This is a genomic window from Hydrogenophaga sp. (assembly GCF_035481345.1).
Taxonomy (GTDB): Bacteria; Pseudomonadota; Gammaproteobacteria; order Burkholderiales; family Burkholderiaceae_C; genus Hydrogenophaga.
On the sequence record NZ_DATIGV010000027.1, the window covers coordinates 1 to 25,437 of the forward strand.

A 25,437-nucleotide genomic window follows, 5' to 3' on the forward strand; every position below is an offset into this window, starting at 1 on the left:
TGGGCGCGGTGGTTGGCGGGCGTGGGGATGCGCGCGACCGCTTCGAACTGCGGGCTGGCCATGAGGCGCTCGAAGCGGCGCATGGCCTCCAGGTCGGTCCAGAAGCCGGGTTGCATCACCACGTAGTGCACGCCTTGATCGTTGAGCCGTTGGCCGAGTTCCGCCTCGCTCAGCGATTTTTCTTCCACGCCGAGCTCGCGGCGCACGGCCACGCGCAGCAGCAGCTTGTCGGCGCGCAGCACGCTCAGGTCGCGCCGGTCCTCGCGCGCGCGCAGGTTGAAGATGAAGGAGCCGTCGCGGTAGCCGGAGAACAGCACCACGCTGTCGTGCGGCGCGCGGCGCGCGATCTCGTCGACCACACGCGCGTAGCCGTCCACGTAGGGCACGGGGCGCCAGCCGAGTGTGATGGCGCCGGTGGACAGCACCAGCGACAGCAGCGCCAGGTGTCCCGGCGCGTGCGGCAGCAGGTCCTGCACGGCCCACACCGCCACGAAAGCCACGGGCAGCAGAAGGAATACGCTGTGGCGCGCTTCCTTGAGGTCGATCAGGGAGAAGAACAGGTAAGCCACCACGAACCAGGTGAGCCACAGGCCCAGCCACGGCAGCGTGGCGCGCTGGCGCCAGGCCCGCCAGGCGCCCCAGATCGCCACGGCCAGCAGCGGCCAGCCCATCTGCGATGGCATCTGCCGCAGGTACCACAGCCAGCCCTGCAGGCTCGCCCGGGAGGCGGCCGCATCGGCCACGCCGGCCACCGACTGCACGTTGGCCTGCCCGAATTTCAGGGTCATGACGATCAGCGGGACCAGGCCGATGAGAGCGAGCGCGGCGATGGCCCAGTGGTGCTTGCGCCGCCACAGGTCCGCGCCCTGCTCCCGCGCCAGCACCACGAGGTAGACCAGGCCCACGAAACCCACCGTGATCTTGGTGTACATGGCCAGCACCAGCAGGGCCGCGGCCAGGTAGAGCAGGCCGAAACGTCCGCTGCGCCGGTGCTCGACGAAGGCCACCGCGCTCCAGACCAGGAAGGCGTAGGCCGGCACCTCGGTCATCACCTGACGGCCCCACAGCGCGATCTCGGGCAGCAGCACCATCAGCAGCGCGAAAGCCAGCGCGGGCAGCGGATCGAGCCAGCAGCGCGCCAGGCGCCAGCAGCCCAGGCCGAAGGCGAAGTAGTGCAGGAACACCACCCCCAGCGCCACCTCGTGTGAGACGCCGAACAACGCATAGAACGGCGCGGTCAGCGCATAGAGCAGCGGCGGGTAGAACAGGATGGTGAGCGCGGGGTACTGCGCGTAGTAGCGGTAGGCGTAGCCCGCCGGGTCCTGCCAGGGCAGGTCGCGCAGCAGGTCGGTCACGAAGGCGGCGTTGAGCGCGTGGCGGGCGGCGTCGCTCCACCAGAAGGCGCCGCCGCGCGGCGACTGCCACCAGAGCAGGGCCAGCACCGCGATCAACGCGGCGCTGGCGAGCCACCAGGAACTACGCGATGTCATGTCCTTGTCCTCGCACCACAAGAGACGGGGGCCTGATCACCGACCGGAACAGATCGAGCTGCCCCTGGGTCGTCTCCTCCCACGAGAAACGTTCCGCGTGCCGGCGCACCGCCTCGCGCGCCGGCAGCGCCGCCATGAGCTCACGCCAGGCATCGGCCAGCGAGGCCGCGTCGCGATCACGCATCAGGCGGCCCGCGTCCGGCGTGCTCACCACCTCGGGCGTGCCCCAGATGTTGGTGGCGATCACGGGTGTACCGCAGGCCATGGCTTCCAGCAAGACGTTGGCCCAGCCTTCGCGGCTGCTGCACAGGGTGAGCACGTCGGCCGCGGCGTACCACCACTTCAGCTCGGCCTGCGGCACCACGCCGGCGAAGCGCACGCGATCGGCCACGCCCAGGCGCTTGGCCAGGGCCTCCAGCTTCGACCGGTCGGGGCCGGAGCCGGCGATGAGCAGCGTGACACCGGGCAGTTGCGTGAGCGCTTCGATGGCGATGTGGTGGCCCTTGCGCTCGATCAGATGTCCGACCGACAACAGGTAGTGCCCGTCCACCGCCAGGCCCAGGCGCTCACGCGCCCGTTCACGCGGCTCGGGCACGAAGCGCTCGAGGTCGACGCCGTTGCGCAGCACGTGCAGCTTGGACGGCTCGCCGCCCAGATCACGCAGCGAATCCATGAGCGCCTGGCACACGCCGATGGAGCCGCTGGCACGCGCGGCCGTCTCCAGGATCAGGCGACGCGGGTAGGCGTACTGCGGGATGAGGTTGAGGTCGGTGCCGCGCGCCGTCACCACGAAAGGCTTGCCCAGCCACTTGGCGAGCAGGCCGGCGGCCACGCCGTCGGGGTAGTAGTAGTGGGCGTCGATGAGGTCGAAGTCAAAGCCCTCGCGCCGGATGCGTTTGAGCAGTGGCAGCGCCGCGAGCGCCATGGCCCAGGGCGCCAGGTTCATGCCCACCTTGGGCAGCAGCAGGTAGCGCGGGTGGAACACCTCCAGCCCGTTGCGGTGCTCATGCCGGGAGGTGGCGGCGAACTGCGCGTATTCGCCAAAGCGTTTCGCGGTGGACGGGAACCAGGGCACGGGCGCGACGACCTTGGCCTCGACTTCGCCGCTCTTGACCAGCTCACGCAGCCGCGTCTCGACGAAGATGCCGTGGATGGGACGCACGCTGCTGGGAAACAGCGAGGAGAAGAGCAGGACCTTGATCGGTTTCACGCCGTTCCCCTGCCCTGGGCCGCCTGTGCCAGGGCCACCGCGCGCCGCGCGTTGCCCAACCAGGTGAGCTGCAGGCGCTCGATGGTGTGGGCCGAGCCCTCGCCCAGGCGCTCGCGCAACGCGGCGTCGCGGCACACGCGGGTGAGCGCGGCCTCCAATGCGCCACGGCCCTGTTCGTCGAACAGCAGCGCGTTGAGCTCGTGCGTGAGCACCTCCATGAGGTTGGGCGTGGCCGGCGCCACCACCGCCTTGCCCAGGGCCAGGTACTCCATCAGCTTGAGCGGCGAGGCGTAGGACGTGACGGCGGGCTGCAGCGCGATGTCGAAGGCCGCCACGTGCGCGGGCACGGCGTCGCGGTGCACCACGCCGGTGAACGTGACCCGATCGGACAGCCCGAGGCGCGCGGCCTGCGCCTCCAGCGCGCCGCGCACCGGGCCGTCGCCCACCATCAGCAGGTGGGACTCGGGCGGCGCGTCGGGCGTGGCCATCCAGTCGATGATGCGGTCCACGCCATGCCATTCGCGCACGAAGCCGGTGAAGCCCAGCACCAGGCGGCCCTGCAGGTTCAGGCGCCGCTTGGCTTCGTCGCGCGCGGGCGCCTCGTCGAAGTGGGCGCGGTTGATGCCGTTGGGCACCACGTGGATGCGTTCGGCCGGCACGCCATAGGCCTTCACGTGCTCGGCGAGCACGGCCGTCACCGGCAGCACGGCGTCGGCGCCGCGCCAGGCCGTGCCTTCGGCCCAGCGCGCCAGGCGCTTGAGCGACAGACCGCCGCTGTGCTGCTCGCGCTCGAGCACCAGCGGGGCGTTCACCTCCAGCAGCAGCGGCAGGCCGAGCTTGCGCTTGGCCATGAGACCGGCCAGCAGGAACAGGTTGTAGCGCTCGTAGATGACGTCAGGCTGGAACTCGCGTGCGGCGGCCACGAGCTTGCGGTAGGCGACCAGGCTGTAGCCCAGCTCCATGAGTTCGTAGATCGCGCGCGGCAGCATGGCCTTGAGGCGGTGCACCCAGCCCACGTCATCGCCCATGCGGCCCTCGTCTCCGCCCACGGCGGGCGCGACGATGCGCACCTCGTGGCCCAGACCGCGCAGGGCCTCGATCATTTCCTCGATGTGTACGGCCTGGCCGTCTTTGCTGGCGGTGCGGTGGTGGTACAGGATGCGCATGGGCCTTTGGCGGTCGCTGAGGGCATGGGGACCCGGTGGGGAAAAGGCATCGGCGGGGGATGGTGCCACGGCCGCCCCCAGGACCTCGAGGCAGATGCGTTCGAACACGCTGGCGGCCTTGCGGTGCCCGAAGAGGGTCTCGACGCATTGACGCGCCGCTCGCGACAAGCGTTCGCGCAGAGCCGCGTCCTGGAACAGCTCGAGCACGGCGTCGGCTTGCGCATGCGGATCGTCGCGGCACAGGTAGTGTTCACCATCCCGCACGTCCAAGCCTTCCATGCCGATCGTCGTCGACACGACCGGGCAGCCCATGGCCATGGCCTCGAAGGCCTTGATGCGCGTTCCCCCGCCCACCCGCAAGGGGATGACGAAGGCCTGGGCCGCCCGCACGTAGGGCCGCACGTCGTCGACGTAGCCGGTGCAGGTGACGCCGGGCAGGTCTCGCGCGCGCGCCTGCAGGGCGGCGGGCGGTTGCCGGCCCACGATCACGAAACGGGCCTCGGGGCACCGCGCGAGCACCCGCGGCCAGACGTGGTCGAGAAAATGATTCACGCCGTCGATGTTGGCCGCCCAGTCCATGGCCCCGGTGAAGACGGCCACCGGCGGCTGCTCGCGCGTCACCGGGGGCGGCAGGGACGCGGTGAAATGGTCCAGATCGACCCCGGTCGGGATGTCGTGTACGCGGCGCAGGCCGTAGTCCGCGCGAAACGCCCGCGCGTCGCGCCCGGACACGGTGATGACGGCGTCGAAGGCGCTCAGGGCCTGCTGTTCGAAGCGCTTCATCTTGCCGTGCTGCGCGCTCCAGATGTGCCGCATCCAGGGCCGGCGCGCCTGCTGGGCGTGGCGCTCGAAGATCTCGGCCTCGATGTTGTGGGTGAAACAGACGCTGCGAACGGTGAGGTCCGGCGGCGCGAGCACCGCCGCGTGCACGAAATCGAACACCACCAGATCGAAGCGCCGCGATCGCAACGCGTCGCGCACGGCGGACCGCGCCACCGGGTCGTCGTCGGCGGCCACGTTCACGGGCAGCGTGCCCATCAGGTCGATCGCCCGACGCCAGCGTGGGCGTGGCGGCGACGGGCGCCATGCGATGAAGTGGTCCGCCGCGCCCTCGAGCTCGGTCTTCCAGCGCGTCAACTGATCGGGCGAGGCGGGACTCATGAGCGTCAGCTCGAACGCGCCCGAGCGCAGGCCGCGCAGGATGTTGGTGCTGCGAATCTTCCCACCCGCGTCGTTCGGGAACAGGAAAACGGGCGAGACGAACAGCAGATGCGGCTTCTTCACCAGCAGATGCCCTCGTAGTCGAAGTCGGTGGCCGCCTCGCGAATGTCCGCATAGCCCGACAGGTCCACGATGCGTTTGCCCGGGGCCGCGGCGATGACGGCCTGGCGCGCCTGAGCGTCCGCGTGGCCCACCACGACGATCTGCGCGCCCTCGAGCACGGCGGCGGGCGTGTCGCCCAACAGGCGGTTCAGGTGAGGAATTTCACGCTGGATGAATTCCTTGTTCTTGCCCAGCAGCCGGCTGATTTCGACGCAGTTGTCGTAGATGGCGATGTCGAAGCCGCGCCCGATCAGGCGTTCGGCGAGCACCACCAGGGGGGAGTCGCGCAGGTCGTCGGTGCCGGGCTTGAAGGCCAGGCCGAACAGCGCCACCTTGCGCCGGCCATCGCGCGCGATCATGCGGTAGGCCCGCTCGATGTGCGCGGCGTTGCTGTCCAGCAGTCCGCCGATCGTCGGTATGGCGACGTTCTTCTCGTGCGCCAGGGTGAGGAAACCCTTCACCTCCTTGGGCAGGCAGGAGCCGCCGAAGGCGAAACCGGGCCGCAGGTAGGCCGGCGAGATGTTGAGCCGATGGTCCTGGCAGAAGATTCTCATGACCTCCCGCGCGTCGAGTCCGCACGCCTTCAGCACGGTCCCGGTTTCGTTGGCAAAGACGATCTTGAGCGCATGGAACACGTTGCACAGGTATTTCACCGACTCGGCCACCTCGACGGTGGTGTGCACCACGGCACCGGGCAGGCCATGGTAGAGGCGGTCCATGACCTCGTGGCCGTACGGATCGAGCGAACCGATGACGGTCTGGGGCGGCCGGTGGAAGTCCTCCACCGAGGAGCCCTCGCGCAGGAACTCGGGGTTGAACACCAGCGACAGGCGCTCGCCGATGCGCCGGCCCGCGCTGGCCTGCAGCACCGGCGCGATGCGCTCGGCCGTGGTGCCGGGCTGCACGGTGCTGCGCAGCACCACGGTGTGGTGCCCCTCCTTGGCCGCGATGGCCTCGCCGATGGACTTCACCACGGTCAGCACGGCGCTCAGGTCGGGGGTCTGGTCGTCATTGGCCGGCGTGGCCACCGAAATCAGCGAGACGTCGGTGTCGCGCACGGCGGCGAACGCGTCTTGGGTGGCGCGCAGCCGGCCCGCGTTCACCGCCGCGGTGATCAACTCGTTGATGCCCCGCTCCACCACCGGCGACTGCCCGCTGTTGATCAGCTCGATCTTGCGCGGCGAGATATCGACACCGACGACATCGTGGCCGAGTTCCGGCAGACACGCGCACGAGACGGCGCCGACATATCCCAGTCCGAATACCGACACGTTCATGGCGTTCCTTCCTTTCTGGGACCTCGAAACGGTGGCCTGGCCGGGTGCTGGTGCCCCGCTCACACCGGCATGGGCGACACACTGTGGTGCTTCGCAAACAACGCCTGATAGCCATTCACCATGGCATCGACGGAAAAGGTCTCGACGGCCTTGCGCCGGGCCGCCGCGCCGAGCCGCTCGGCCAGGGCGGTGTCGTCGTGCAGGACCATCAGCGCATCGGCCATGGCCTGCGAATCCTCCCCCGGCACCAACAGGCCATCCACGCCATGGCGGATGAGGTCGGGCGTGCCGCCCACCGCGGTAGCCAGCACCGGCCGCGCACAGGCCATGGCTTCCTGCAATGTGCAAGAGGTGCCTTCGGCCAGCGAGGGCAGCACGAAAACATCCAGCCCGGGCAGCACCTCGGCGACGTCGCGCCGCGAGCCGGGCAGCCAGGCCAGTTCGAGCCGGCCCGCCTCCCGCAGGATGGCCTCGACATCGCTCTTCAGGTGGCCGTCGCCCAGCATGACCAGGCGGGCCCGCCGGGCCAGTTCGGGGCGCTGCTGCAGCAGGCGGACGAACGCGCGGGCCAGCAGGGTCTGGTTCTTGACCGTCACCATGCGGCCCACTGCGCCGACAATCCAGTGCTCGCCCGGGCGGAACGGACAGTCGGGCGGCAAGGTATCCGCACCGGGCCGAAAGCGCTGGGTGTCGACGCCATTGCTGATCACGGAGCGCCTGTCGGCGCGCACGCCCACGCCCGCCTCCAGGTAGCGGTCCAGATCCGCCGACACGGAGACGAAATGACTCACGAAAGGCCGGTAGATGCGGCGCATCCACCGGTACTTGCGGTTCTCGCCCTGCAGGTCGGGCGCGTCCCAGCCATGCTCGACGTGCACGCGCGTGGGCACGCCGGCGAGCCAGGCCACCGGCACCACCTCCAGCGGCGCGATGTTGCAGGTGTGCAGCACGTCGGGGCGCAGTTCGCGCATCAGCCGCCAGATGCGGTGGTACTGGCCGAAGGTGTGGCCGGGCGGCTTGTCGAGCGCGATGAAGCGCACGCCTGGCGTCTCCACACGCTGCGCGAACTCGCCCACCGTGGTGAGCGACAGCACCACGTGCTCGAAACGCGCAGTTGGCAAGCGGTTGATGAGCTCCACGATGACGTTCTCCAGCCCGCCGATGTCGAATCGGTAGACCACGTGCAGCACCCGCAAGGGGCGCGAGGGCGCAGTCGTCATGCGAGCGCCCCCGCCGCGCTTTCGGCCTTCGCGCCCGCCTCATGGTGGCGCAGGAAGGCCTCGAACATCACCAGCATCCACAGAGGCGTGGCGTGGTCGCCGGTACCGCGCTGGTGTTCGTCCACCAGGCGCCGAAGCTGGCGCTCCTCGAAATAGCCCGAGTCTCGCAGGCGCTCGCCCAACACGGCTTCCTTCACGCGGCCGGCCAGCGGACCGCGCAACCAGTCGGCCAGCGGCACCGAGAAGCCCATCTTCGGGCGGTACAGCACGTCGTGCGGCAACATGGGCTCCATGGCGCGCTTGAGCAGGGCCTTGCCCTCGCTGCCGTCGATCTTGAGGTGGCTGGGCAGCGTGGCCAACCACTCGATCAACTCGTGGTCCATCAGCGGCTCGCGCACCTCCAGCGAATGCGCCATGCTGGCGCGGTCCACCTTGGTGTTGATGTCGCCGACCAGCCAGGTCTTGTAGTCCAGGTATTGGATGAGCGCCAGTGGGTCGTCGGTCTGCGCGTGCTCGGCGTGGTGCGTGAAGACGTCGAGCGCGCTGTAGCCATTGAGCTGGCGCTTGAAGCCCGCGTTGAAGAGCGCGCTGCGCTGATCGGCGCGCAGGTGCGACATGCTGTGGTGGTAGGCCTCGACGCTGTCCATGGCCAGGGCCTGGAAGGTGGTCTTGGCGCGCAGCGGGCGCGGCGCCCAGTCGGCCTTGGGGTAGATCTGGCCCAGCGGACCGAAGACCGGGCGGCGCAGGCCCAGCGGCAGGCGCCGGCGCAGGGCCTCCTCGCCCAGGTGCAGGCGGTAGCGGCGGTAGCCACCGAAGCTCTCGTCGCCACCGTCGCCCGACAAAGCCACGGTCACGTGCTGGCGCGCCATCTGGCACACGCGGTAGGTGGGAATGGCCGAGCTGTCGGCGAAGGGTTCGTCGTACAGCCAGGCCAGGGTGTCGATGAGGTCGAAGTCCTCGCTGCCCACCACGTCGAGCGTGTGGTCGGTGCGGTAGCGGTCGGCCACCATCTTCGCGAAGTCCGATTCGTTGAAGCGCGGGTCGTCGAAGCCGATGGCGCAGGTGTGCACCGGCGCATCGGACAGGCCGGCCATGCTGGCCACCACGGCGCTGGAATCCACACCGCCCGAGAGGAAGGCGCCCAGCGGCACGTCGGCGATCATGCGCAGGCGCACCGATTCCTTCAGGCGCTCGCGCACTTCGGCCTGGGCGTCGGCCTCGCTGATGGGGTTGTCGGTGGTGAAGCGCACGTCCCAGTACGGCTGGGGTTCGGGGCGCGCCGGGCCACCGCGGCGCAGCGTCAGCGTGTGGGCCGAGGGCAGCTTGTGCACGCCCTGGTAGATGCAGCGCGGGTCGGCCACGTAACCGAGCGAGAAGTACTCCTCCACGGCCAGCGGGTCGATGCGGCGCTCAAAGCCCGGGTGCGAGGTGATGACCTTGAGTTCGGAACCGAAGACGAAGCTGCCATCGGGCAGCCAGGCGTAGTGCAGCGGCTTGACGCCCAGGCGGTCGCGCGCGAGGAAGAGCGTCTGCTGGTGGCGGTCCCACAGCGCGAAGGCGAACATGCCGCGCAGGCGCTGCACGCAGGCCGGTCCCCAGGCGCGCCAGGCGTTGACGATGACCTCGGTGTCGCTGCGCGTGCGGAACTTGAAACCCAGCGAGCGCAGCTCGGGCACGAGCTGCTGGAAGTTGTAGATCTCGCCGTTGAAGACGATGGCGACGCTGCCGTCTTCACTGAACAGCGGCTGGTCGCCGGTGGACAGATCGATCACCGCCAGGCGGCGGTGGCCGAAGGCCAGGCCCGGCTCCAGGTGCAGGCCGTCGCCGTCGGGGCCGCGATGGGACTGCACGTCGTTGATGCGGCGCATCAGCGCGGGGTCGAAGGGCCGCAGGCCCACGGGGTCGAACAGGCCGGCGATGCCGCACATATCAGGTGCTCTCCGTACGAGGCAGCCAGGCCGTGAGGCGATCGAGATTGGCCTGCCAGCTGAAGTTCTTGACGACGTGTTCGCGCGCGGCAACGCCCAGGCGCTGGCGCCGCACGGGGTCGGCCAGCCAGGCGAGCACGCCCTGCACGAAGCAGTCGGCCTGGTCGCAGCGCCACAGGCCCTGCTCGGCCGAGGCGCCGATGGGCTCGGCGCAGGAGGAGACGGTGATCACGGGTTGCCCCATGGCCATGGCCTCCAGGATCTTGTTCTGAATGCCCCGCGCCACGCGCAGCGGCGCGACCACGGCCGCGGCGTGTTGCAGGTAGGGCTCCACCTGCGGCACGGTGCCGGTGACGTGCACGGCCTCGCTGGCCAGCGCCTGCACGGCCGGCGTGGGGTTGCGGCCCACGATCCAGAAACTGGCGCGCGGCTCGCGCTCGCGGACGCGCGGCAGCACCTCGCTGGCGAACCACTGCACCGCGTCCACGTTGGGCCAGTAGTCCATGGCGCCGGTGAAGACGATGGCGCGCTCGTCCGCGGCGAAGGGCGACGGCAGCGCCGGATCGGGGCGGAAGCGCTCGGCGTCCACGCCGTTGCCGGCGGCTTCCACGCGGCCACCGCATTCGGGCGCGAGCGAGTCGAAGAGCTCCACTTCCTGCTGCGTGACCAGGAAGCTTCGGCGCGCGGCCAGGGCCATGTCGCGCTCGTGCGCGAGCAGGCGCCGGCCTTCGCGGCGGTACAGCCAGGACAGGGGCCAGCGGTGCGCGGGGGCGTACTGCGTCCACTTGGCCGAGTCCACGTCCACCAGATCGACCAGCATGGGCACCTGGGGCAGCAACTCGTGCGCGTACGGCGCCATGGTGGAGGAGAACACCACGCTGGCGGCGGGCCGGTGCTGGGCCGCCACCTGCCGCACCCAGCGGCGCAGGCCGGCGTGGCGGTAGTAGGCGAGCGACTGCGCCTCGCCCGTGAGCAGGGCGCGCGCGCTGGCCAGCTTGCGCCAGCGCGGGTTCAGGCGCGCGACGTACAGGTCGGGGCACAGGGTGCGCAGGGCGTCCAGGTGCGCTTCGTCGGCGGGGTCGTCGATGAAGGTAGCCAGAAAGACGCGGTGGCGCTGCTGCAGGTGGCGCAGCAGGTGGTACGAGCGCACCTTGTCGCCCTTGTCGGGCGGGTACGGCATGCGGTGGACGAGGTACAGCAGCGGTGTCATCGCCCTGCCCTCATCCCAGGTTCCTGACGATATGGGGGCCGAGCCAGTTCGCCACGGGCAAGGGCAGGCGCCGCCACGTCTCGATCATCAGCCTGTACTTGGGGTTGGCGGGGTTGTTCTGCGGAATGCCCTCGCGCTTGTACAGGCGGTACTCGTAGTGCAGCGGCGTGGGCTCGAAGCCCCAGTTGCGCTTGAAGTGATACGGGCCGGTGCCCACCTTGCTGCGGCCGTAGTCGAACACCTTGAGACCGCGCGCGCAGGCGCGGCGCATGAGTTCCCAGTACTTGAAGTCGTTGGCGGCGAGGTCGCGCGCGGCCGGGTCGTCGCCGGCGAAGGTGGGCAGCACCTCGTCGCGGAAGTAGAAGCTCAGCACGCTGGTCAGGGGCTGGCCGTCGGCGGACGTGACGGTGAGCACCTCGCAGTCGTCACCGAAGGTGTCGCGCAGGGCCTGGAAGTAGCGGCGCGAGAGCGCGGGCGTGCCATGGCGGTGCACGTTGCTGGCGTAGAGCGCGAAGAAGCGGTCCACGCCGGGGTCGATGTGCGAGACCAGGCCGAGCTTGATGCCCTTGCGCACCATGGCGCGCTGCTTGCGCGGAATGGCCTGCATGTTGGCCTCTTCCGTGGGCTCGATAGGTTTGCGGAAGGTGACGTAGAGCTGGTCCTGCGCGGGCCAGTCGGGGTGGCGGCGTTCGATGTGGCGCAGCTCCAGGTGCTCCACGCCCAGGCGCTGGGCGATCGCCTGGGCTTCGGCCTCCAGCGCGGCGCGGGCTTCGTCGTCGAGCGCGGCCACGCCACCGTAGGCCGCGAACGGCAGGCTGCTCAGCGAGTGGCCGAACAGGCGGCTGTGCACGCGGGCCAGCGGCAGCACGCCGCGGATCTGGCCGTGCGACTCGGCGTAGAGGAAGTGCGTGTCGTGGCGCAGTACCTCGCGGGTGATGCGTTCCCAGCCCGCGCGGTGGAAGAAGGTGGCCTCGGGGCAGGCCGTGACGAAGGCGTCCCAGCGCGCCGCCTCCTCGGCGCGGCTGCCGTCGAGGCGGTGCAGGCTCAGCGCCGCGGCATCAGGCAAGCGCCACCTCTGCCTGCCGGCGCCCGAGGAAGATCTGGTCCATGCGGCCCCAGGGCAGGTCCTTCAGGAGCCGGCGCAGCTTGGCCTCGTTGCGCTCGATGTTCACGTAGTGGCGAAAGCGCGTCTTCAGGTCGATGCCGGGCACGCGGGGCTGCTCGGCGTCGATCTCCCAGGGGTGGAAGTAGAAGATGGCGGACTCGCCGTCGCGCCGGTTGACGGCCTCGATCATCCAGCGCGAAAGGCTGTAGGGCAGCAGGCGGAAGTAGCCGCCGCCGCTGGACGGCAGGTTGCGGCTGAACAGCCGCAAGGTGGTGGGCGGCACCTCGATCAGGCCCTCGCGCACCGTGTGCATGAAGCGCGGCGCATCGGGCGAACCGTAGTGGTCGTGGCGCACCGGGTAGATGCTCGAGCTGTAGCGGTGGCCGGTGTCGGCCAGCACGTCCAGCGCCCAGAGGTTGCGCTCGCCGATGGAGAAACTGGGCGCGCGGTAGCCCAGCACCTCCACGCCGCCGGTGTCCTCGAGCACGCGCTTGGCGCGCACCACGTCGTCGCGGAAGTCGGTCTGGTCGAGGTCGCTCACGCGCTGATGCCCATAGCCGTGGCTGGCGAGTTCATGGCCCTGCTCGACGATGCGCCGCACCATGGCCGGGTAACGCTCGGCCACCCAGCCCAGGGTGAAGAAGGTGGCCTGGGCGCCCTCTTCGGCCAGGATGGCCAGGATGCGGTCGACGTTGCGCTCGACGCGGCACTCGCAACTGTCCCAGTCGCTGCGCCGGATGTAGGGCGCCATGGCGGAGACCTGGAAGTAGTCTTCCACGTCGATGGTCAGCGCGTTCTTTCGATCGGTCTTCATCAACATGAGGTTCTCCCCTGAAGTCGCCTCAGCCGGGCGTGTCGTTCGACGGGCTGGCGCCGTTGCGTCCCTTGCGGGCGCCCGCGACGATGCGCCGCAGCGAGCTGAGTATTTCCAGGCTGATGCGTTCCTGGCGCAGCACGCTGCGTTCGATGCGCAGCAGCCGCGCGCTGAGCTGTTCGGCCGTGACCTGCGTGAGCTGCTCGGACATGCCCTCGATCAAGGCCGGGTCCAGGTCCAGGTCCAGGGCTTCGACCTGATCGGTCAGCGTGGGCGGCAAGCCGCGCGGGTGGACTTCGGCCAGCGGGCCCCAGCGTTCGGCGTCGGGCGAGGTGCGCGTGGGCGAGGCCGCGGTCTCTGCCTTGGCTTCGTTCACCACCTCCTGGAAGGCCTCGATCGTGAGGTGCGGCGCCTCGGCCAGGAAGCCCTGCAGCAACAGCCGGTCCATCAGCAGGTTGATGCGCCGGGGGATGCCGCCCGTCTCGTGATGCAGTTGCGCGAAGATGGCCTCATCGAAGCTGGGCCTGTCGGTGGCGCCCGCGCATTTGAGGCGGTGCTCCACGTAGCCGCGCGTGTCCTCCTCGTCGAGCGGGCCCAGGTGGCAGCGCGCCGTGACGCGCTGGCGCAGTTGCAGCATGCGCGGGCTCTGCAGGATGTCGCGGAATTCGGGCTGGCCGATCAGGAAGGTCTGCAGCAGGGCCTGGTCGCCGAACTGGAAGTTGGAGAGCATGCGCAGCTCTTCCACCGCCTGGGGCTGCAGGTTCTGCGCCTCGTCGACGATGAGCAGGCAGCGCTTGCCCTGGGAGACCTGGGTGATGAAGTAGGCCTCCAGGGCCATGAGCATGTCGGCCTTGCCCGTGCCCTTGACCGACACGCCGAAGGCACCGCACACGAGCTTGAGCGCGTCCTCGGCGCCCAGTTGCGTGCTCACCAGTTGCGCCGCCACCACCGAGCCGTTTTCCAGGCTGTCGAGCAGGTCGCGCACGATGGTCGTCTTGCCGGCACCGACCTCGCCGGTGATGACGATGAAGCCCTCGCCGCGCATGACGCCGTACACGAGGTACGAGCGCGCGCGGCGGTGCGGCTTGCCCGAGAAATAGAAACGCGGGTCCGGGTTGAGCTGGAACGGCTTGCTCTTGAGCCCGTAGAAGGCTTCGTACATGGGTCAGAACCGATGGGAAACCATGGCCTGGATGGCCGTTTCCCGGTAGGGGAAGGTTGCGTCGAAGGCCGAACGGCGCAGCAGCAGCACGCCGGTGGTGCGCGCGCTCAGGCGCGAGGTCAGCCCCAGGGTGATCGAATCGAGGCGGTTGCGCAGCGCGGTGCCCACGCCCTCGTTGTCCTGGCGCTGGTAGACGATGCTGGCCGCCGTGCGGGGCGTGAGGCGGTGCGCGTAGCCCACCGTCCAGCCCTTCTCCAGGACCTCGCCCGCGAGGCTGAAGTCGTCACTGGCGGCCAGGCCGGTGTTGAGCTGGTTCGAGCGCGTGCGATTGATGGCGGCCGTGAGGGCGCCGCGGCTGAGCAGCATCACGAAGGAGAGCTCCTGGGTGCGCTGCTCGGTGACGAATGAGGTGAGGTAGCCCGGGAAATCCGTGAGATCGCCGGGCAGGCCCAGGCGATCGAGTTCGGACTGCACGCGTTGGGCGCGCTGCACGGGGTCGGGAATGGAGCCGCCGTACAGGGCGTCGAGCAGGCCCGACAGCGTGGTGTTCTCGTCACCCAGGCCGAACTGGCTGGTGGAGATGTCGCGCGAGTCCGTGAAGCGCACCACCGAGCGGCGCATCTGGTATTCCAGCTGCAGGTTGTGGTCGTGGCCGAAGAAGCGTTTGTTGGCCCCCAGGGCGACGCGCGCGTTCTGGGTGGGCCGCCAGTCGAAGCCACCACCCCAGGTGGAGTAGGACTCCATGTCGGTCGTGAGCAGGTCGTTGGATTCGCGGCCACCCTGGGCGAAGACCAACAGGGTCGGGGTCAGCGCGTAGTTCAGCTGGCCGATCACCTGCTGCAGCTTGACCTCGCGGCCCAGGCTGTAGTCGAAGTCGCTGCGCGAAGCCTCCAGCGCCCAGCCCAGGCGCGACAGGCCCTCGCTGCTGCCCACCCGGGCGGAGACCGTGCTCTCGTCGATGTCGGAGCGGGTGTCGGCCTCGGTGCGCGAGGTGAAGCGGCTGTAGCGCAGCTCGTAGTCGACGGCGTCGTTGAAGCTGCCGCGCAGGTAGGGCGACACGCGGAACTGCTTGGTCTCCGCCAGGTTCGGGCGCTCGAAATCGCCGGCCGGCTGCACGTCGAAAGCCGAGATGCGGCTGCGGCCGATGTTGCCGTTGAACTCGACGAAGGCGGTGTTGTTCCAGGCGTCGAGCAGCAGATCGGCGGTGAGGCCCTGCAGGTGGTCTTCGTCGCCCACGCCGCGCGCCTGGTACAGGGCGCTGAGCGAGTAGTCCACGCTGCCGGTCAGGCGCGGCAGGTTGAACACCGCCATCACGGACGCGCCCAGCTCGGTGGTCCATTCGGCCTGGCGGTCGGTGGGCGTGAGCAGGTAGTTGTCGGAGTACCACTGGCGCGCGAACACACGCGGCTCGATCCACACGCGCGGCGGCGGGCCTTGCGGCGTGATGGCGTCCTGCCCTTCGGCGGCCGGCACCTCCACGGGCACTTGCGCGCGCGCCATGCCCGCCAGGGCCAGGGCCGCCAGGGCCACGGCACTCAATCGCAGCGGTCGCCGGCGCGGGGTCGAGGGGCTCGTGGTCAGGCGCATGGTCTGCCTCGATTCCGCTCAGGCGGAGGTGTCCGCCGCGGCCGCGGCCTGCTCGGAACCGTAGCCGTATCCATAACCGTAAGAGTTGCGCTCCTCTTCACGGACCTGGTTGAGCACCATGAGCTTGATCGGGCAGTTCTCGATGGTCTCCAGCGCGTGGCGCACCTGGGCGCGCTGCGTCTGGCCGGCCTGCACCACCATCACGATCTGCCCCATGTGCGTGGCCAGCACGCGCGATTCGGTGGTCATCAGCAGCGGCGGCGAATCGAAAATGATGATGCGCTCGGGGTAGCGGCGGCCCATCTCCTCCACCAGCGCGCTCATCGCATCGCTGGCCAGCAGTTCGGTGGCGCGCTGGTGCGGCGTGCCGCTGGGCAGCAGCGTGAGCTTGTCGATGTTGGTGCGCAGCAGCGCGTCCGACATTTCGGTCTCATTGGCCAGCAGCAGGTCGAGCAGGCCCGGGCCCGACGGCAGGCCCAGGGTCTTCATGACCGACGGCCGCGAGACGTCGGCGTCGACCAGCAGCACCGTGTGGTCGAGCTCCATGGCCATGCTCATCGCCAGGTTGATGGCGGTGAAGGTCTTGCCTTCGCCGGCCATGGCACTGGTGACCATGATGCGGTTGCCGTGGGTCACGGGCGCCGCGCCCTTGCCCATGGCGTTGCTCAGCAGGGGCCGCTTGATGACGCGGAACTGCTCGGCCGTGAGCGAGCGCTGGGCCTTGGGCGTCACGAAGCCGGCCTCGGTGAGCGCGTCCAGATCGAGCTGGACCACCTTGGAGCTGGTCGGGGGGCGCTGGGGCTGAACGGGAGGCCGTGGCATCCCCGCCGGTGCGTGCGCGGCGCCCGCCGCCGATGCGGGCACGGCCTCGGGCATGTCGGGCACATCGGCCCCGGCCTGCCTCAGCTGCTCCAGCCGTTGTGCTGCTTTTTCGATCAGACTTGCCATCTGTTCACACCCCGATCACAAGGATGACTGGTGAATGGACAGGGCGACCATGCCCAGCCCGAACAGCAGCACCAGCGCGCCGATCGCGACGATCAGCCGCAGCATGCTGCGCCCCTGGCGGTGACGGATCACCTCATTGCGCACCTGCGTGACCACGCCCAGCAGGGGCAGATCGACCGAGGTGCGCAGGCCGGCGGCGTCGAAGTACACCGGCCGCAGATTGCTCACCATGAGCGCCACCGCCACGCCGGCGCCCAGCGCCAGGAGCAGCACACCGGGCAGCAGCACCACGCGGTTGGGCGCCACGGGGCGGCGCGACACCTGCGGCGGCTCCACCACGCGGAACTGCGCCACGTTCGAGTCGCTCTGCAGTTCGTCGCTCAGTGCCACGGTTTCGCGCCGGGCCACGAGGTCTTCGTAGTTCTTGCGGTGCACGTCGTAGTCGCGGTTGAGCTGGGCCAGCTCGGCCTCGACCTGGGGCGCCACCTTGGCCTGTTCGCGCACGCGAGCGGCGCGGCCTTCGTACTCGGCCACGCGGGCGCGCAGCGAGGCGACCTGCACCTCGGTGGCTGCGAGCGTGCGCGACATCTCCTGCGTCGCCGGGTTCGCGTCGGGCATGGGGCGGCCGCTGGCCTCGGCCTGCTGGGCGCGCTTGCGCAGCACCTCGACCTCGCGCGCCTTCTGCTGCTCGAGCTCGGCGATGAGCTTGCGCGTGTTCTGCACGTCCGGGTGCTGCTCGGTGAAGCGTTGCAGCAGGCCGTCGAGGCTGCGGCGCAGCACGTCGATGCGGGCGTCGATCTCGGGGGTGGAGAACGTCTGGGCCGGCACGGTGGCGGCGGCGTTGCGAGCCGCCGAGCGCGCCTGCTCCAGTTGCAGGCGGGCCGCCTCGCGCGCGCTCTCGGCCTCGCGCAACTCAAGCCGCGCCTGGCTGAGCACGGTGCTGATTTCGGCCATGCGCCCGGCCATGTCGATGCCGCCCTGGGTCTGCATCTCGATGTGGCGCAGGCGGAAGTCCTTCAGGCGCGTCTCGGCCTCGGTCAGCTTGCTCTCGTAGTTGCGGATCTGCTCTTCGATGAACTTGCGCGCGTTCTGCGCGTCGGCGGTGTAGGCGCCCTCGCGCGAGGCGATGAAGGTCTTCATCAGCGCATCCACCACGTGCAGCGCGAGTTGCGGGTTCTCGTCGCGGTAGGAGATGGTGTAGAGGTTGTCGCGGCCCGTCGAGCGCAGCTGGATGTTGCCCATGATGCGGCTGACCAGGGCGTCGCGTTCGGGCTTGCCGGCCAGGGGCACGCCGAGGTCCTCGGTCTGCACCAGCTTCTCGATGGTGGGCCGGCTGATGAGCGTGCGGCCCAGCATGGCCACCTGCTGCTCCACGTCGGGCTGGATCGTGAGGCCCGCCATGAGCGGGCGAAGGATCGACTGCGTGTCGACGTACACCCGGGCCGACGCCTCGAAGCGGTCGGGGATGAACATCACGGCGGCGGCGCCCAGCAGGGCCACGGCCCAGGCCACGGCCACGCCGGTGCGGCGGTACAGCCACATGCCGCGCAGCGCGTTGGCGAGTTGATGGATCAGTTCATGCATGCGGAGTCCGGGACGATCGATGCGAGCACGACCACCGTCGGGCGACGGTGATCACCGGGGTGGTTCGGTCAGAACCAGCCCTGAGGAATGATCAGCACGTCGCCGGGCAGCATCTCGACGTTGGCGGAGATGTCGCCGCGTTTGACGAGGTCGTCCAGGCGCACGCTGTAGCGCTTGTTGCCCTCGGCGGCGCGCACGATGGTGGCCTTGTTGCCACTGGCGTATTCGGTCAGGCCACCGGAGGCGATGAGCACGTCCATCACGGTCATCTTGTGGCGAAACGGCAGGGCCTGGGGCTTGACGGCCTCGCCCACCACACGCACCTGCTCGCTGTGCGAACCGACGAAGTTGGTGACGATCACGGTGACGACGGGATCGCGCACGTATTTGCCCAGGGCCTTCTCGACGTCGCGGGCGATTTCCTGCGAGGTCTTGCCCTGCGCCACGAGCTCATCGACCAGCGGGGCCGAGACCTTGCCGTCGGGGCGCACCGGCACCACGGCCGACAGCTCCGGGTTGCGCCAGACGCTGATGGACAGCGTGTCGCCCGGGCCGATGAGGTAGTTGTACGACGCGGCACTGGACGCCACCGGAGGCGCGGGCGGATACGAACCGCCGCTGGCGCAACCAGCCAGGATGGCCGCTGCCGCCAACATGGCCACGCGGAAGCGGATGGACGTATGTTTTTGCATGCTCACGGCCTCCAAAGAAGGGACAAGTGTTAATAAAAGTAAACAGTCGGCGAATATACCCCACCACCCTATGGCGAACCACCTTCGCGCCTCGGGAAAGTCATTCAATCGGGGGACACCATGCAGTACTGCACGCGCAGTACATCATGAGGACCGAAAGCAAGTCAAAGGTCGACACCTGACGAAGACCCCATACCCCCGGCCGTGCGGTGGCGCGGGCTCTAGAATTCCGGGTCTTCCACCTCTTCCCTTCGCTTCCTCATGAGCCTCTTTTCCGCCGTTGAAATGGCCCCCCGCGACCCGATCCTGGGTCTGAACGAGCAATTCGCCGCCGACAGCAACCCCGACAAGGTCAACCTGGGGGTGGGGGTGTACTTCGACGAGAACGGCAAGCTGCCGCTGCTGCAGTGCGTGCAGGCCGCCGAAAAGGCCATGATGGACAAGCCCTCCGCGCGCGGTTACCTGCCCATCGACGGCATCGCCGCCTACGACAACGCGGTCAAGGGGCTGGTGTTCGGTGCCGACAGCGAGCCCGTCAAGAGCGGCCGGGTGGCCACGGTGCAGGCCCTGGGCGGCACGGGCGGCCTCAAGATCGGCGCCGACTTCCTCAAGCGCCTCAACCCGAGCGCCAAGGTGCTGATCAGCGACCCGAGCTGGGAGAACCACCGCGCCCTGTTCACCCAGGCCGGCTTCGAGGTCGGCACGTACACCTATTACGACGCCGCCAAGCGTGGCGTTGACTTCGACGGCATGCTGGCCAGCCTGCAGGCCGCCGCGCCCGGCACCATCGCCGTGCTGCACGCCTGCTGCCACAACCCCACCGGTTACGACATCACGCCCGCCCAGTGGGACCGTGTGATCGAGGTCGTCAAGGCGCGGGGCCTCACGCCCTTCCTGGACATGGCCTATCAGGGCTTTGGCCACGGCATCGCCGAGGACGGCGCGGTGATCAACAAGTTCGTGGCGGCCGGCCTGGTGTTCTTCGTCTCCACCTCGTTCTCCAAGAGCTTCAGCCTGTACGGCGAGCGGGTGGGCGCGCTGTCGGTGCTGTGCGCCGACAAGGCCGAGGCCGACCGCGTGCTCTCGCAACTCAAGATCATGGTCCGCACCAACTACTCCAATCCGCCCATCCACGGCGGCGCGGTGGTGGCCGCGGTGCTCACCAACCCTGAGCTGCGCGCCCTGTGGGAGAAGGAACTGGGCGAGATGCGCGTGCGCATCAAGGCCATGCGCCAGCAACTGGTGGACGGCCTGAAGGCCGCTGGCGTGAAGCAGGACATGGGCTTCATCACCGACCAGATCGGCATGTTCAGCTACTCGGGCCTCACCAAGGACCAGATGATGCGCCTGCGCAGCGAGTTCGGCGTGTACGGAACCGACACCGGCCGCATGTGCGTGGCCGCGCTCAACGGCAAGAACATCGGCCACGTCTGCCGCTCCATTGCGGCGGTCATTTGACCACCCCCGCCGCGCTGCGCGCGTCCCCCTTCAAGGGGGCGGCGCCTGCAGCCCGGCAAAGCCGGTTCCGCGGCGCCCCTTGACTGTGCCGCAGGCCGCCGTCATCCCCAAATGACTGAGCGCATGGATATCGCGGCGGCCTGGAAGCCCTCGTTGAAGAACTCCACGTGCTCGTCCGGGTCCGTCGCGCCGGCCGCGTACAGCAGCGGCAGGTAGTGCTCCCAGGTGGGCTGCGACAGCTTCGCCATCTCGCCCTGCGCCTGGAAATCGGCCAGGCCGTCGGCGTCGCCCGCCTGGATGAGCCCGGCGATGTGGGTGTCGAAGTCCACCGCCCAGTCGTAGGCCTGGTTGTCGGGCACGTCGCGGCGCATCACGCGCAGGTTGTGCACGATGTTGCCGCTGGCCACGATCAGCACGCCGCGCGTGCGCCAGTCCTTGAGCTGGCGGCCGATGGCCAGGTGCTCGGCGGGCGGGCGCCCGTAGTCCATGCTGAGCTGCACCACGGGGATGTCGGCCTCGGGGAACAGGGGTTTGAGCACCGACCAGGCGCCATGGTCCAGGCCCCATTCGCCCTCGTCGATGCCGACCTCGCCCTGCTGCTCGGGCAGCGTCAATGACTGCGCGATCTCCCGCGCCAGCCCGGGCGCGCCGGGCGCCGCGTACTGCTGATCGAACAGCGCCTGCGGGAAGCCGCCGAAATCGTGGATGGTGCGCGGCCGGTCCATGCCGGTGAGCCACCAGCCGTGGGTGAGCCAGTGCGCCGACACGCACAGGATCAGGCGCACATCGGGCGCGCGCTGGCGCAACTGCGGCCCCAGCGCCTGCCAGGTGCGGCGCCAGTGGTTGTCCTCGATGGCGTTCATGGGGCTGCCGTGGCCGACGAACAGCACCGGCAGTCGATGGGGGGTATTCATGCCCGGAATTGTCGGTCAGCGCGGTTCACAAAGGCGACAGCTAGGGTCTTTACCTGCGTGTTCTCCCCACATCGGGGTCATTCGCATCCTGCTACATTGCACCGCAACATTTCACGGAAGCGTGATCCATGCTGTACCAACTCTACGAAACCCAGCGCTCGATCATGGAGCCCTTCGCCGATCTGGCCGAAGTCGCTTCGCGCATGTTCAGCAACCCCCAGCTGCCCTTCGCCCAGTTGCCGATGGCGCAGCGCATCTCGGCCGGCTACGACCTGATGCACCGGCTGGGCAAGGACTACGAAAAGCCCCAGTTCGGCATCCACACGGTGGACGTGGACGGCGTGGACGTGGCCATCCACGAGCGCGTGGACATCGACAAGCCTTTCTGCGAGTTGCGCCGCTTCAAGCGCTTCACCGACGACCCCAACACACTGACCAGGCTCAAGGGCCAGCCGGTGGTGCTGGTGGTGGCGCCGCTGTCGGGCCACTACGCCACGCTGCTGCGCGACACGGTCCGCACCCTGCTCAAGGACCACAAGGTCTACATCACCGACTGGAAGAACGCCCGCCTGGTGCCGCTGTCCGAGGGCGAGTTCCGCCTGGACGACTACATCAACTACGTGCAGGAGTTCATCGGCCACGTGCAGGGCATCTACGGCAACTGCCACGTGATGAGCGTGTGCCAGCCCACGGTGCCGGTGCTGGCGGCGGTGTCGCTGATGGCCAGCCGGGGCGAGAAGGTGCCCCTGTCCATGACCATGATGGGCGGCCCCATCGACGCCCGCAAGTCGCCCACGGCCGTGAACAACCTGGCCATGCAGCGCAGCTACGAATGGTTCGAGAACAACGTCATCTACCGCGTGCCGGACAAGTTCCCGGGTGCCGGGCGGCGCGTGTACCCGGGCTTCCTGCAGCACAGCGGCTTCGTGGCCATGAACCCCGACCGCCACGCCTCCAGCCACTACGACTACTTCCAGGACCTGGTCAAGGGCGACAACGACAGCGTCGAGGCGCACCGCAAGTTCTACGACGAGTACAACGCCGTGCTCGACATGGACGCGGACTATTACCTCGACACCATCAAGACCGTCTTCCAGGACTTCGATCTCGTCAAGGGCACCTGGGAGGTGCGCAACGAACACGGCACGCTTGAGCGCGTGCGCCCGCAGGACATCACCAACTGCGGCCTGCTGACCATCGAGGGCGAACTCGACGACATCTCGGGCTCGGGCCAGACGGCCGCCGCGCACGAGCTGTGCACCGGCATCGCCCAGTCGCACCGCCTGCATTACGAGGCCAAGGGTGCGGGCCACTACGGCATCTTCAGCGGCCGGCGCTGGCGCGAGATGGTGTACCCGGTGGTCAAGGCCTTCATCGCGGCGCACCAGGTGCGGCCGGCGGCGAAGGCCCCTGCCCGGCCCGCCGCAAAGGCCCCCGCCCGGCCGGCGGCCAAGGCCCGCGCCAGGAGCGCATGAACGAGCTCGCCCGGCGCATCGACGACGCCCTGCCGCAGACGCAGTGCCAGCGCTGCGGTTATCCCGACTGCGCCAGCTACGCGCAGGCCGTGGCCGAGGGCGAGGCCGGCATCCACCAGTGCCCGCCCGGCGGCGCCGAAGGCATTGCCCGCCTCGCGGCCATCACCGGACGCCCCGCCCTGCCGCTGAGCCGCGAGCACGGCATCGAAGGCCCCGTCACCGTGGCCATCATCGATGAAGACTGGTGCATTGGCTGCACGCTGTGCATCAAAGCCTGCCCCACCGACGCGATCGCCGGCGCCAACAAGCGCATGCACACCGTGATCGAGCCCTACTGCACGGGTTGCGAGCTGTGCATCCCCGTGTGCCCGGTCGACTGCATCTCGCTGGAGAACGTGAGTGGCGAGCGCACGGGCTGGGCCGGCTGGTCGGCCGCGCAGGCGGCCATGGGCAAGGCGCGCTACGGCGCGCGACGCGAGCGGCTGGCGCGGGAAAAGGTGGAGCATGACGCCCGGCTGCAGGCCAAGGCCGAAGCGAAGCTCGCCGACCTGCCCGCGGCCTCGGCCATCACCGACCCCGAGGTGCTGGACCGCAAACGCGCCGTCATCGAGGCGGCGCTGGCGCGCGCCCGCGCGAAACGCCAGCCCGGCGGATGAGCCGTCGGGCGCTTCAGCGCGCCGCCGCCGTCTTGTAGACGCCGCACCCCACGTAGAGCGCGTCCACCTTCACCACGTAGGACATCTTGGCCTGCACCGCGCCGCTGGCCGGGTTGACGATGTCGTATTCCACCCATCCCGGCCCCGATTCGGCCTGATTCACGATGGCCGCGAGCAGCGCCGCGCCGTCGACGCCCGCGATGTCGTGCACGCGGCTGCCCAGCTTTTCGGGCTTGCCACCGAAGGCGCGGTAGACGCCCGCGGCGTCGAGCGCGAAGACGTACATGTCGCGGTCGTGAAAACCACGCGCAGGCTCCGTCAGGTCGCGCACGAACACCTCGGCCGACACCTGGCGGCGGTGCGCCAGGGCCTTGTCCACCAGGGCCATGGCTTCCTCGGCCGTGCCCTGCTGGAGCACGAAGCGGCTCACGGCTTGAGACAGGTGCGCCGCGCGCTGCTCCAGCCGGTTCGCCTGCTGCACGGCCAGCTCCACCATCTGCGCGTTGCGCTGGGTGATCTGGTCGAGCTGGCTCACGGCGGTGCTGATCTCGGACAGGCCGGTGCTCTGCTCGGCGCTGGAGGCGGAGATCGATGACAGATTGGCGGCCACGCCGCGCACACCCTCGACGATGCGGCCCATGCTCTGGCCCGCGTCGCGGATCTGCGAAGCCCCGCTTTCCACCTGGGCGCGCGAGGCCTCGATCAGCCCGCGGATCTCGCGCGCCGACGCGGCCGAGCGCTGGGCCAGCGAACGCACCTCGCCCGCCACCACCGCGAAGCCTCGGCCCTGCTCGCCCGCACGGGCGGCCTCCACGGCGGCGTTGAGCGCCAGGATGTTGGTCTGGAAGGCCAGGCTGTCGATGACGCCGATGATCTCGTTCATCTGCGCGGCGTCCTTCTGGATGCCCTCGATCGTCTGCACGGCCTGGTGCATGGAGCCCGCACCGCGCTCGGCCACGTCGCGCACCTGCGCGGCCTGGCGGTCGGAGTCGCCCGCGGTCTGCGCGTTCTGCGCCACCGCGCCGGTGAGCTGCTGCACGCTGGCCGCGGTCTGTTCGAGGTTGGCGGCCTGCTGCTCGGTGCGCTCGGCGAGGTCGCGGTTGCCCACGGCCAGGCTGCGGCCGGCGTGCGCCACCAGCGCCGAGTTGCTGCGCACCTCGGCCACCATGGCCGAGAGGTTGCCGATCATGCGATCGAGCAGCCGCGCGAGGTCGGCCAGTTCGTCGCGGCCTCCCACGCGCAGTTGCGCGCGCAGGTTGCCGCTCGCCGTGTGGCTCATGGCGTCGAGCACGCCCTGGAAGTCACCCAGGAAAGCCGAGCGAAAGGCCAGCAGCAGGTAGGTCAGCAGGGCCAGTCCCACGATCGCCACCGGGGTGATCGCACCCTGGCGCTCCGTGGCGTTCAGCGCCAATGCCGTCACCAGCGGCCAGGTCGCGGCCAGCGCCAGGCAGGCGAGTTTGCCGCCCAGACGCCACTGGCGCATGAGCCACACACCCGGGCGCAGCAGCGGGTTTGAAGATGAGGTCATGGGATCGTGCTCCTCTACCGGTCAGGCCCACAGGGGCTTGGTCGTCACTGTAGGGGCCCTCTGGCTGGCGCAAAGGAGAAAACAGAACCCCGAAAGCCGCCCATTTGTCCCCCTGCCCCGCGCGGCACGGCGGACCGGCGAACAGAGCCCGAGCGCCGAGCCCGTCGCCGGCGTGAACGAGTCAGCGCTGGCGCAGGCCCCTCAGGCGGTTGCGGCCAGCGCGCCGAAGGCGCTGACCACCTGCGGCGGGGCCTGCACCAGCTCGATCAGTACGCCTTCGCCTGCGATGGGAAATTCCTCGCTGGCCTTGGGGTGCAGGAAGGTGATATCGAAACCCGCCGCACCTTTGCGGATACCACCCGGCGCGAAGCGCACGCCTTGCGCCGTGAGCCACTCCACCGCCGCGGGCAGGTCGTCGATCCACAGGCCGATGTGGTTGAGCGGCGTGGCGTGCACGGCGGGTTTCTTCTCGGGATCCAGCGGCTGCATCAGATCGACCTCGACCTTGAATGGACCGCTGCCGATGGCGCAGATGTCCTCGTCCACGTTCTCGCGCTCGCTGCGGAAGGTACCCGTCACCTCCAGGCCCAGCATGTCGACCCACAGGGTCTGCAGGCGGTGCTTGTCGGGGCCGCCGATGGCGATCTGCTGTACGCCGAGCACGCGGAAAGGACGGGAGGACGCGGTCAT

At 69.3% G+C, this 25,437-nt stretch carries 20 protein-coding genes; 3 read left to right on the forward strand and 17 right to left on the reverse strand.

The window, feature by feature from the left end:
• The 14 genes from VLG41_RS02805 to VLG41_RS02870 all read right to left on the reverse strand — a co-directional run.
• Positions 1-1,490 (reverse strand): glycosyltransferase family 39 protein (locus tag VLG41_RS02805; RefSeq protein WP_325347881.1); only part of this gene is annotated, 1,490 nt, incomplete at its 3' end.
• Positions 1,477-2,700, reverse strand: a complete 1,224-nt coding sequence (locus tag VLG41_RS02810) for a glycosyltransferase family 4 protein (protein ID WP_414652426.1) — start codon at positions 2,698-2,700, stop codon at positions 1,477-1,479. The genes VLG41_RS02810 and VLG41_RS02805, both read right to left, overlap by 14 nt.
• Positions 2,697-5,150, reverse strand: a complete 2,454-nt coding sequence (locus VLG41_RS02815; RefSeq protein ID WP_325347882.1) for a glycosyltransferase — start codon at positions 5,148-5,150, stop codon at positions 2,697-2,699. Before VLG41_RS02815 ends, VLG41_RS02810 begins: the two co-directional genes overlap by 4 nt.
• Positions 5,147-6,466 (reverse strand): nucleotide sugar dehydrogenase, encoded by a 1,320-nt coding sequence (locus VLG41_RS02820; protein ID WP_325347883.1) that lies wholly within the window; start codon positions 6,464-6,466, stop codon positions 5,147-5,149. The genes VLG41_RS02815 and VLG41_RS02820 overlap by 4 nt, the downstream gene beginning before the upstream one ends.
• 59 nt (positions 6,467-6,525) lie before the next feature.
• A complete protein-coding gene (locus tag VLG41_RS02825; RefSeq protein ID WP_325347884.1) occupies positions 6,526-7,686 on the reverse strand; it encodes a TIGR03088 family PEP-CTERM/XrtA system glycosyltransferase in 1,161 nt (386 codons plus the stop codon).
• Positions 7,683-9,614 carry an XrtA/PEP-CTERM system amidotransferase gene (locus VLG41_RS02830; RefSeq protein WP_325347885.1) on the reverse strand — a complete coding sequence of 644 codons (1,932 nt, stop codon included), beginning with the start codon at positions 9,612-9,614 and terminating at the stop codon, positions 7,683-7,685. Before VLG41_RS02830 ends, VLG41_RS02825 begins: the two co-directional genes overlap by 4 nt.
• 1 nt (position 9,615) lies before the next feature.
• Entirely contained in the window at positions 9,616-10,824 is a 1,209-nt protein-coding gene (locus VLG41_RS02835) for a TIGR03087 family PEP-CTERM/XrtA system glycosyltransferase (protein WP_325347886.1), read from the reverse strand.
• A gap of 10 nt (positions 10,825-10,834) precedes the next feature.
• A complete protein-coding gene (locus VLG41_RS02840; protein ID WP_325347887.1) occupies positions 10,835-11,890 on the reverse strand; it encodes a FemAB family XrtA/PEP-CTERM system-associated protein in 1,056 nt (351 codons plus the stop codon).
• Positions 11,883-12,749, reverse strand: coding sequence for an XrtA system polysaccharide deacetylase (locus VLG41_RS02845; RefSeq protein ID WP_325347888.1), 867 nt, complete (start codon positions 12,747-12,749; stop codon positions 11,883-11,885). The genes VLG41_RS02840 and VLG41_RS02845 overlap by 8 nt, the downstream gene beginning before the upstream one ends.
• Positions 12,750-12,771: 22 nt before the next feature.
• Positions 12,772-13,905: an XrtA/PEP-CTERM system-associated ATPase gene (locus tag VLG41_RS02850; RefSeq protein WP_325347889.1), complete on the reverse strand. Its 1,134-nt coding sequence runs from the start codon at positions 13,903-13,905 to the stop codon at positions 12,772-12,774.
• 3 nt (positions 13,906-13,908) lie between these two features.
• Positions 13,909-15,492, reverse strand: coding sequence for a TIGR03016 family PEP-CTERM system-associated outer membrane protein (locus VLG41_RS02855; protein WP_325347890.1), 1,584 nt, complete (start codon positions 15,490-15,492; stop codon positions 13,909-13,911).
• Between the two features lie 18 nt (positions 15,493-15,510).
• The gene (locus tag VLG41_RS02860) at positions 15,511-16,440 is read right to left on the reverse strand and encodes an XrtA-associated tyrosine autokinase (protein WP_325347891.1); all 930 of its coding nucleotides are present in this window, start codon (positions 16,438-16,440) and stop codon (positions 15,511-15,513) included.
• A gap of 15 nt (positions 16,441-16,455) precedes the next feature.
• Positions 16,456-18,024 carry an XrtA system polysaccharide chain length determinant gene (locus tag VLG41_RS02865; protein WP_325347892.1) on the reverse strand — a complete coding sequence of 523 codons (1,569 nt, stop codon included), beginning with the start codon at positions 18,022-18,024 and terminating at the stop codon, positions 16,456-16,458.
• Positions 18,025-18,092: 68 nt separating this feature from the next.
• Positions 18,093-18,716, reverse strand: coding sequence for an XrtA/PEP-CTERM system exopolysaccharide export protein (locus tag VLG41_RS02870; RefSeq protein ID WP_291020798.1), 624 nt, complete (start codon positions 18,714-18,716; stop codon positions 18,093-18,095).
• Between the two features lie 261 nt (positions 18,717-18,977).
• On the opposite strand from VLG41_RS02870, the gene VLG41_RS02875 reads away from it, so the two are divergent.
• The gene (locus tag VLG41_RS02875; RefSeq protein WP_325347893.1) at positions 18,978-20,174 is read left to right on the forward strand and encodes an amino acid aminotransferase; all 1,197 of its coding nucleotides are present in this window, start codon (positions 18,978-18,980) and stop codon (positions 20,172-20,174) included.
• Positions 20,175-20,275: 101 nt separating this feature from the next.
• Here VLG41_RS02875 and ygiD read toward each other — a convergent pair whose 3' ends face one another.
• Entirely contained in the window at positions 20,276-21,088 is an 813-nt protein-coding gene (gene ygiD / locus VLG41_RS02880) for a 4,5-DOPA dioxygenase extradiol (protein WP_325347894.1), read from the reverse strand.
• A gap of 128 nt (positions 21,089-21,216) precedes the next feature.
• Between ygiD and VLG41_RS02885 the strand changes: the two genes are divergently transcribed.
• Together VLG41_RS02885 and rsxB are read left to right on the forward strand one after the other, a co-directional pair.
• Positions 21,217-22,563: a polyhydroxyalkanoate depolymerase gene (locus VLG41_RS02885; protein ID WP_325347895.1), complete on the forward strand. Its 1,347-nt coding sequence runs from the start codon at positions 21,217-21,219 to the stop codon at positions 22,561-22,563.
• A complete protein-coding gene (gene rsxB / locus VLG41_RS02890) occupies positions 22,560-23,219 on the forward strand; it encodes an electron transport complex subunit RsxB (protein ID WP_325347896.1) in 660 nt (219 codons plus the stop codon). The genes VLG41_RS02885 and rsxB overlap by 4 nt, the downstream gene beginning before the upstream one ends.
• Before the next feature lie 13 nt (positions 23,220-23,232).
• Here the strand turns inward: rsxB and VLG41_RS02895 are convergent, their stop codons facing one another.
• Together VLG41_RS02895 and VLG41_RS02900 are read right to left on the reverse strand one after the other, a co-directional pair.
• Positions 23,233-24,747 (reverse strand): methyl-accepting chemotaxis protein, encoded by a 1,515-nt coding sequence (locus tag VLG41_RS02895; RefSeq protein WP_325347897.1) that lies wholly within the window; start codon positions 24,745-24,747, stop codon positions 23,233-23,235.
• A 201-nt stretch (positions 24,748-24,948) separates the two neighbouring features.
• The gene (locus VLG41_RS02900; protein WP_325347898.1) at positions 24,949-25,437 is read right to left on the reverse strand and encodes a VOC family protein; all 489 of its coding nucleotides are present in this window, start codon (positions 25,435-25,437) and stop codon (positions 24,949-24,951) included.

Bases quoted from the DNA above. Each gene is read 5' to 3' on its own strand.
- VLG41_RS02830 (WP_325347885.1), bottom strand. From the start codon at position 9,614: ATGTGCGGCATCGCCGGCCTGTTCGACCCCGTGGGCCTGCGGCCCTTC.
- VLG41_RS02860 (WP_325347891.1), bottom strand. From the start codon at position 16,440: ATGGCAAGTCTGATCGAAAAAGCAGCACAACGGCTGGAGCAGCTGAGG.
- VLG41_RS02875 (WP_325347893.1), top strand. From the start codon at position 18,978: ATGAGCCTCTTTTCCGCCGTTGAAATGGCCCCCCGCGACCCGATCCTG.
- VLG41_RS02845 (WP_325347888.1), bottom strand. From the start codon at position 12,749: ATGTTGATGAAGACCGATCGAAAGAACGCGCTGACCATCGACGTGGAA.
- VLG41_RS02820 (WP_325347883.1), bottom strand. From the start codon at position 6,466: ATGAACGTGTCGGTATTCGGACTGGGATATGTCGGCGCCGTCTCGTGC.
- VLG41_RS02825 (WP_325347884.1), bottom strand. From the start codon at position 7,686: ATGACGACTGCGCCCTCGCGCCCCTTGCGGGTGCTGCACGTGGTCTAC.
- VLG41_RS02895 (WP_325347897.1), bottom strand. From the start codon at position 24,747: ATGACCTCATCTTCAAACCCGCTGCTGCGCCCGGGTGTGTGGCTCATG.
- VLG41_RS02835 (WP_325347886.1), bottom strand. From the start codon at position 10,824: ATGACACCGCTGCTGTACCTCGTCCACCGCATGCCGTACCCGCCCGAC.
- VLG41_RS02870 (WP_291020798.1), bottom strand. From the start codon at position 18,716: ATGCAAAAACATACGTCCATCCGCTTCCGCGTGGCCATGTTGGCGGCA.
- VLG41_RS02885 (WP_325347895.1), top strand. From the start codon at position 21,217: ATGCTGTACCAACTCTACGAAACCCAGCGCTCGATCATGGAGCCCTTC.
- rsxB (WP_325347896.1), top strand. From the start codon at position 22,560: ATGAACGAGCTCGCCCGGCGCATCGACGACGCCCTGCCGCAGACGCAG.
- VLG41_RS02855 (WP_325347890.1), bottom strand. From the start codon at position 15,492: ATGCGCCTGACCACGAGCCCCTCGACCCCGCGCCGGCGACCGCTGCGA.
- ygiD (WP_325347894.1), bottom strand. From the start codon at position 21,088: ATGAATACCCCCCATCGACTGCCGGTGCTGTTCGTCGGCCACGGCAGC.
- VLG41_RS02900 (WP_325347898.1), bottom strand. From the start codon at position 25,437: ATGACCGCGTCCTCCCGTCCTTTCCGCGTGCTCGGCGTACAGCAGATC.
- VLG41_RS02865 (WP_325347892.1), bottom strand. From the start codon at position 18,024: ATGCATGAACTGATCCATCAACTCGCCAACGCGCTGCGCGGCATGTGG.
- VLG41_RS02850 (WP_325347889.1), bottom strand. From the start codon at position 13,905: ATGTACGAAGCCTTCTACGGGCTCAAGAGCAAGCCGTTCCAGCTCAAC.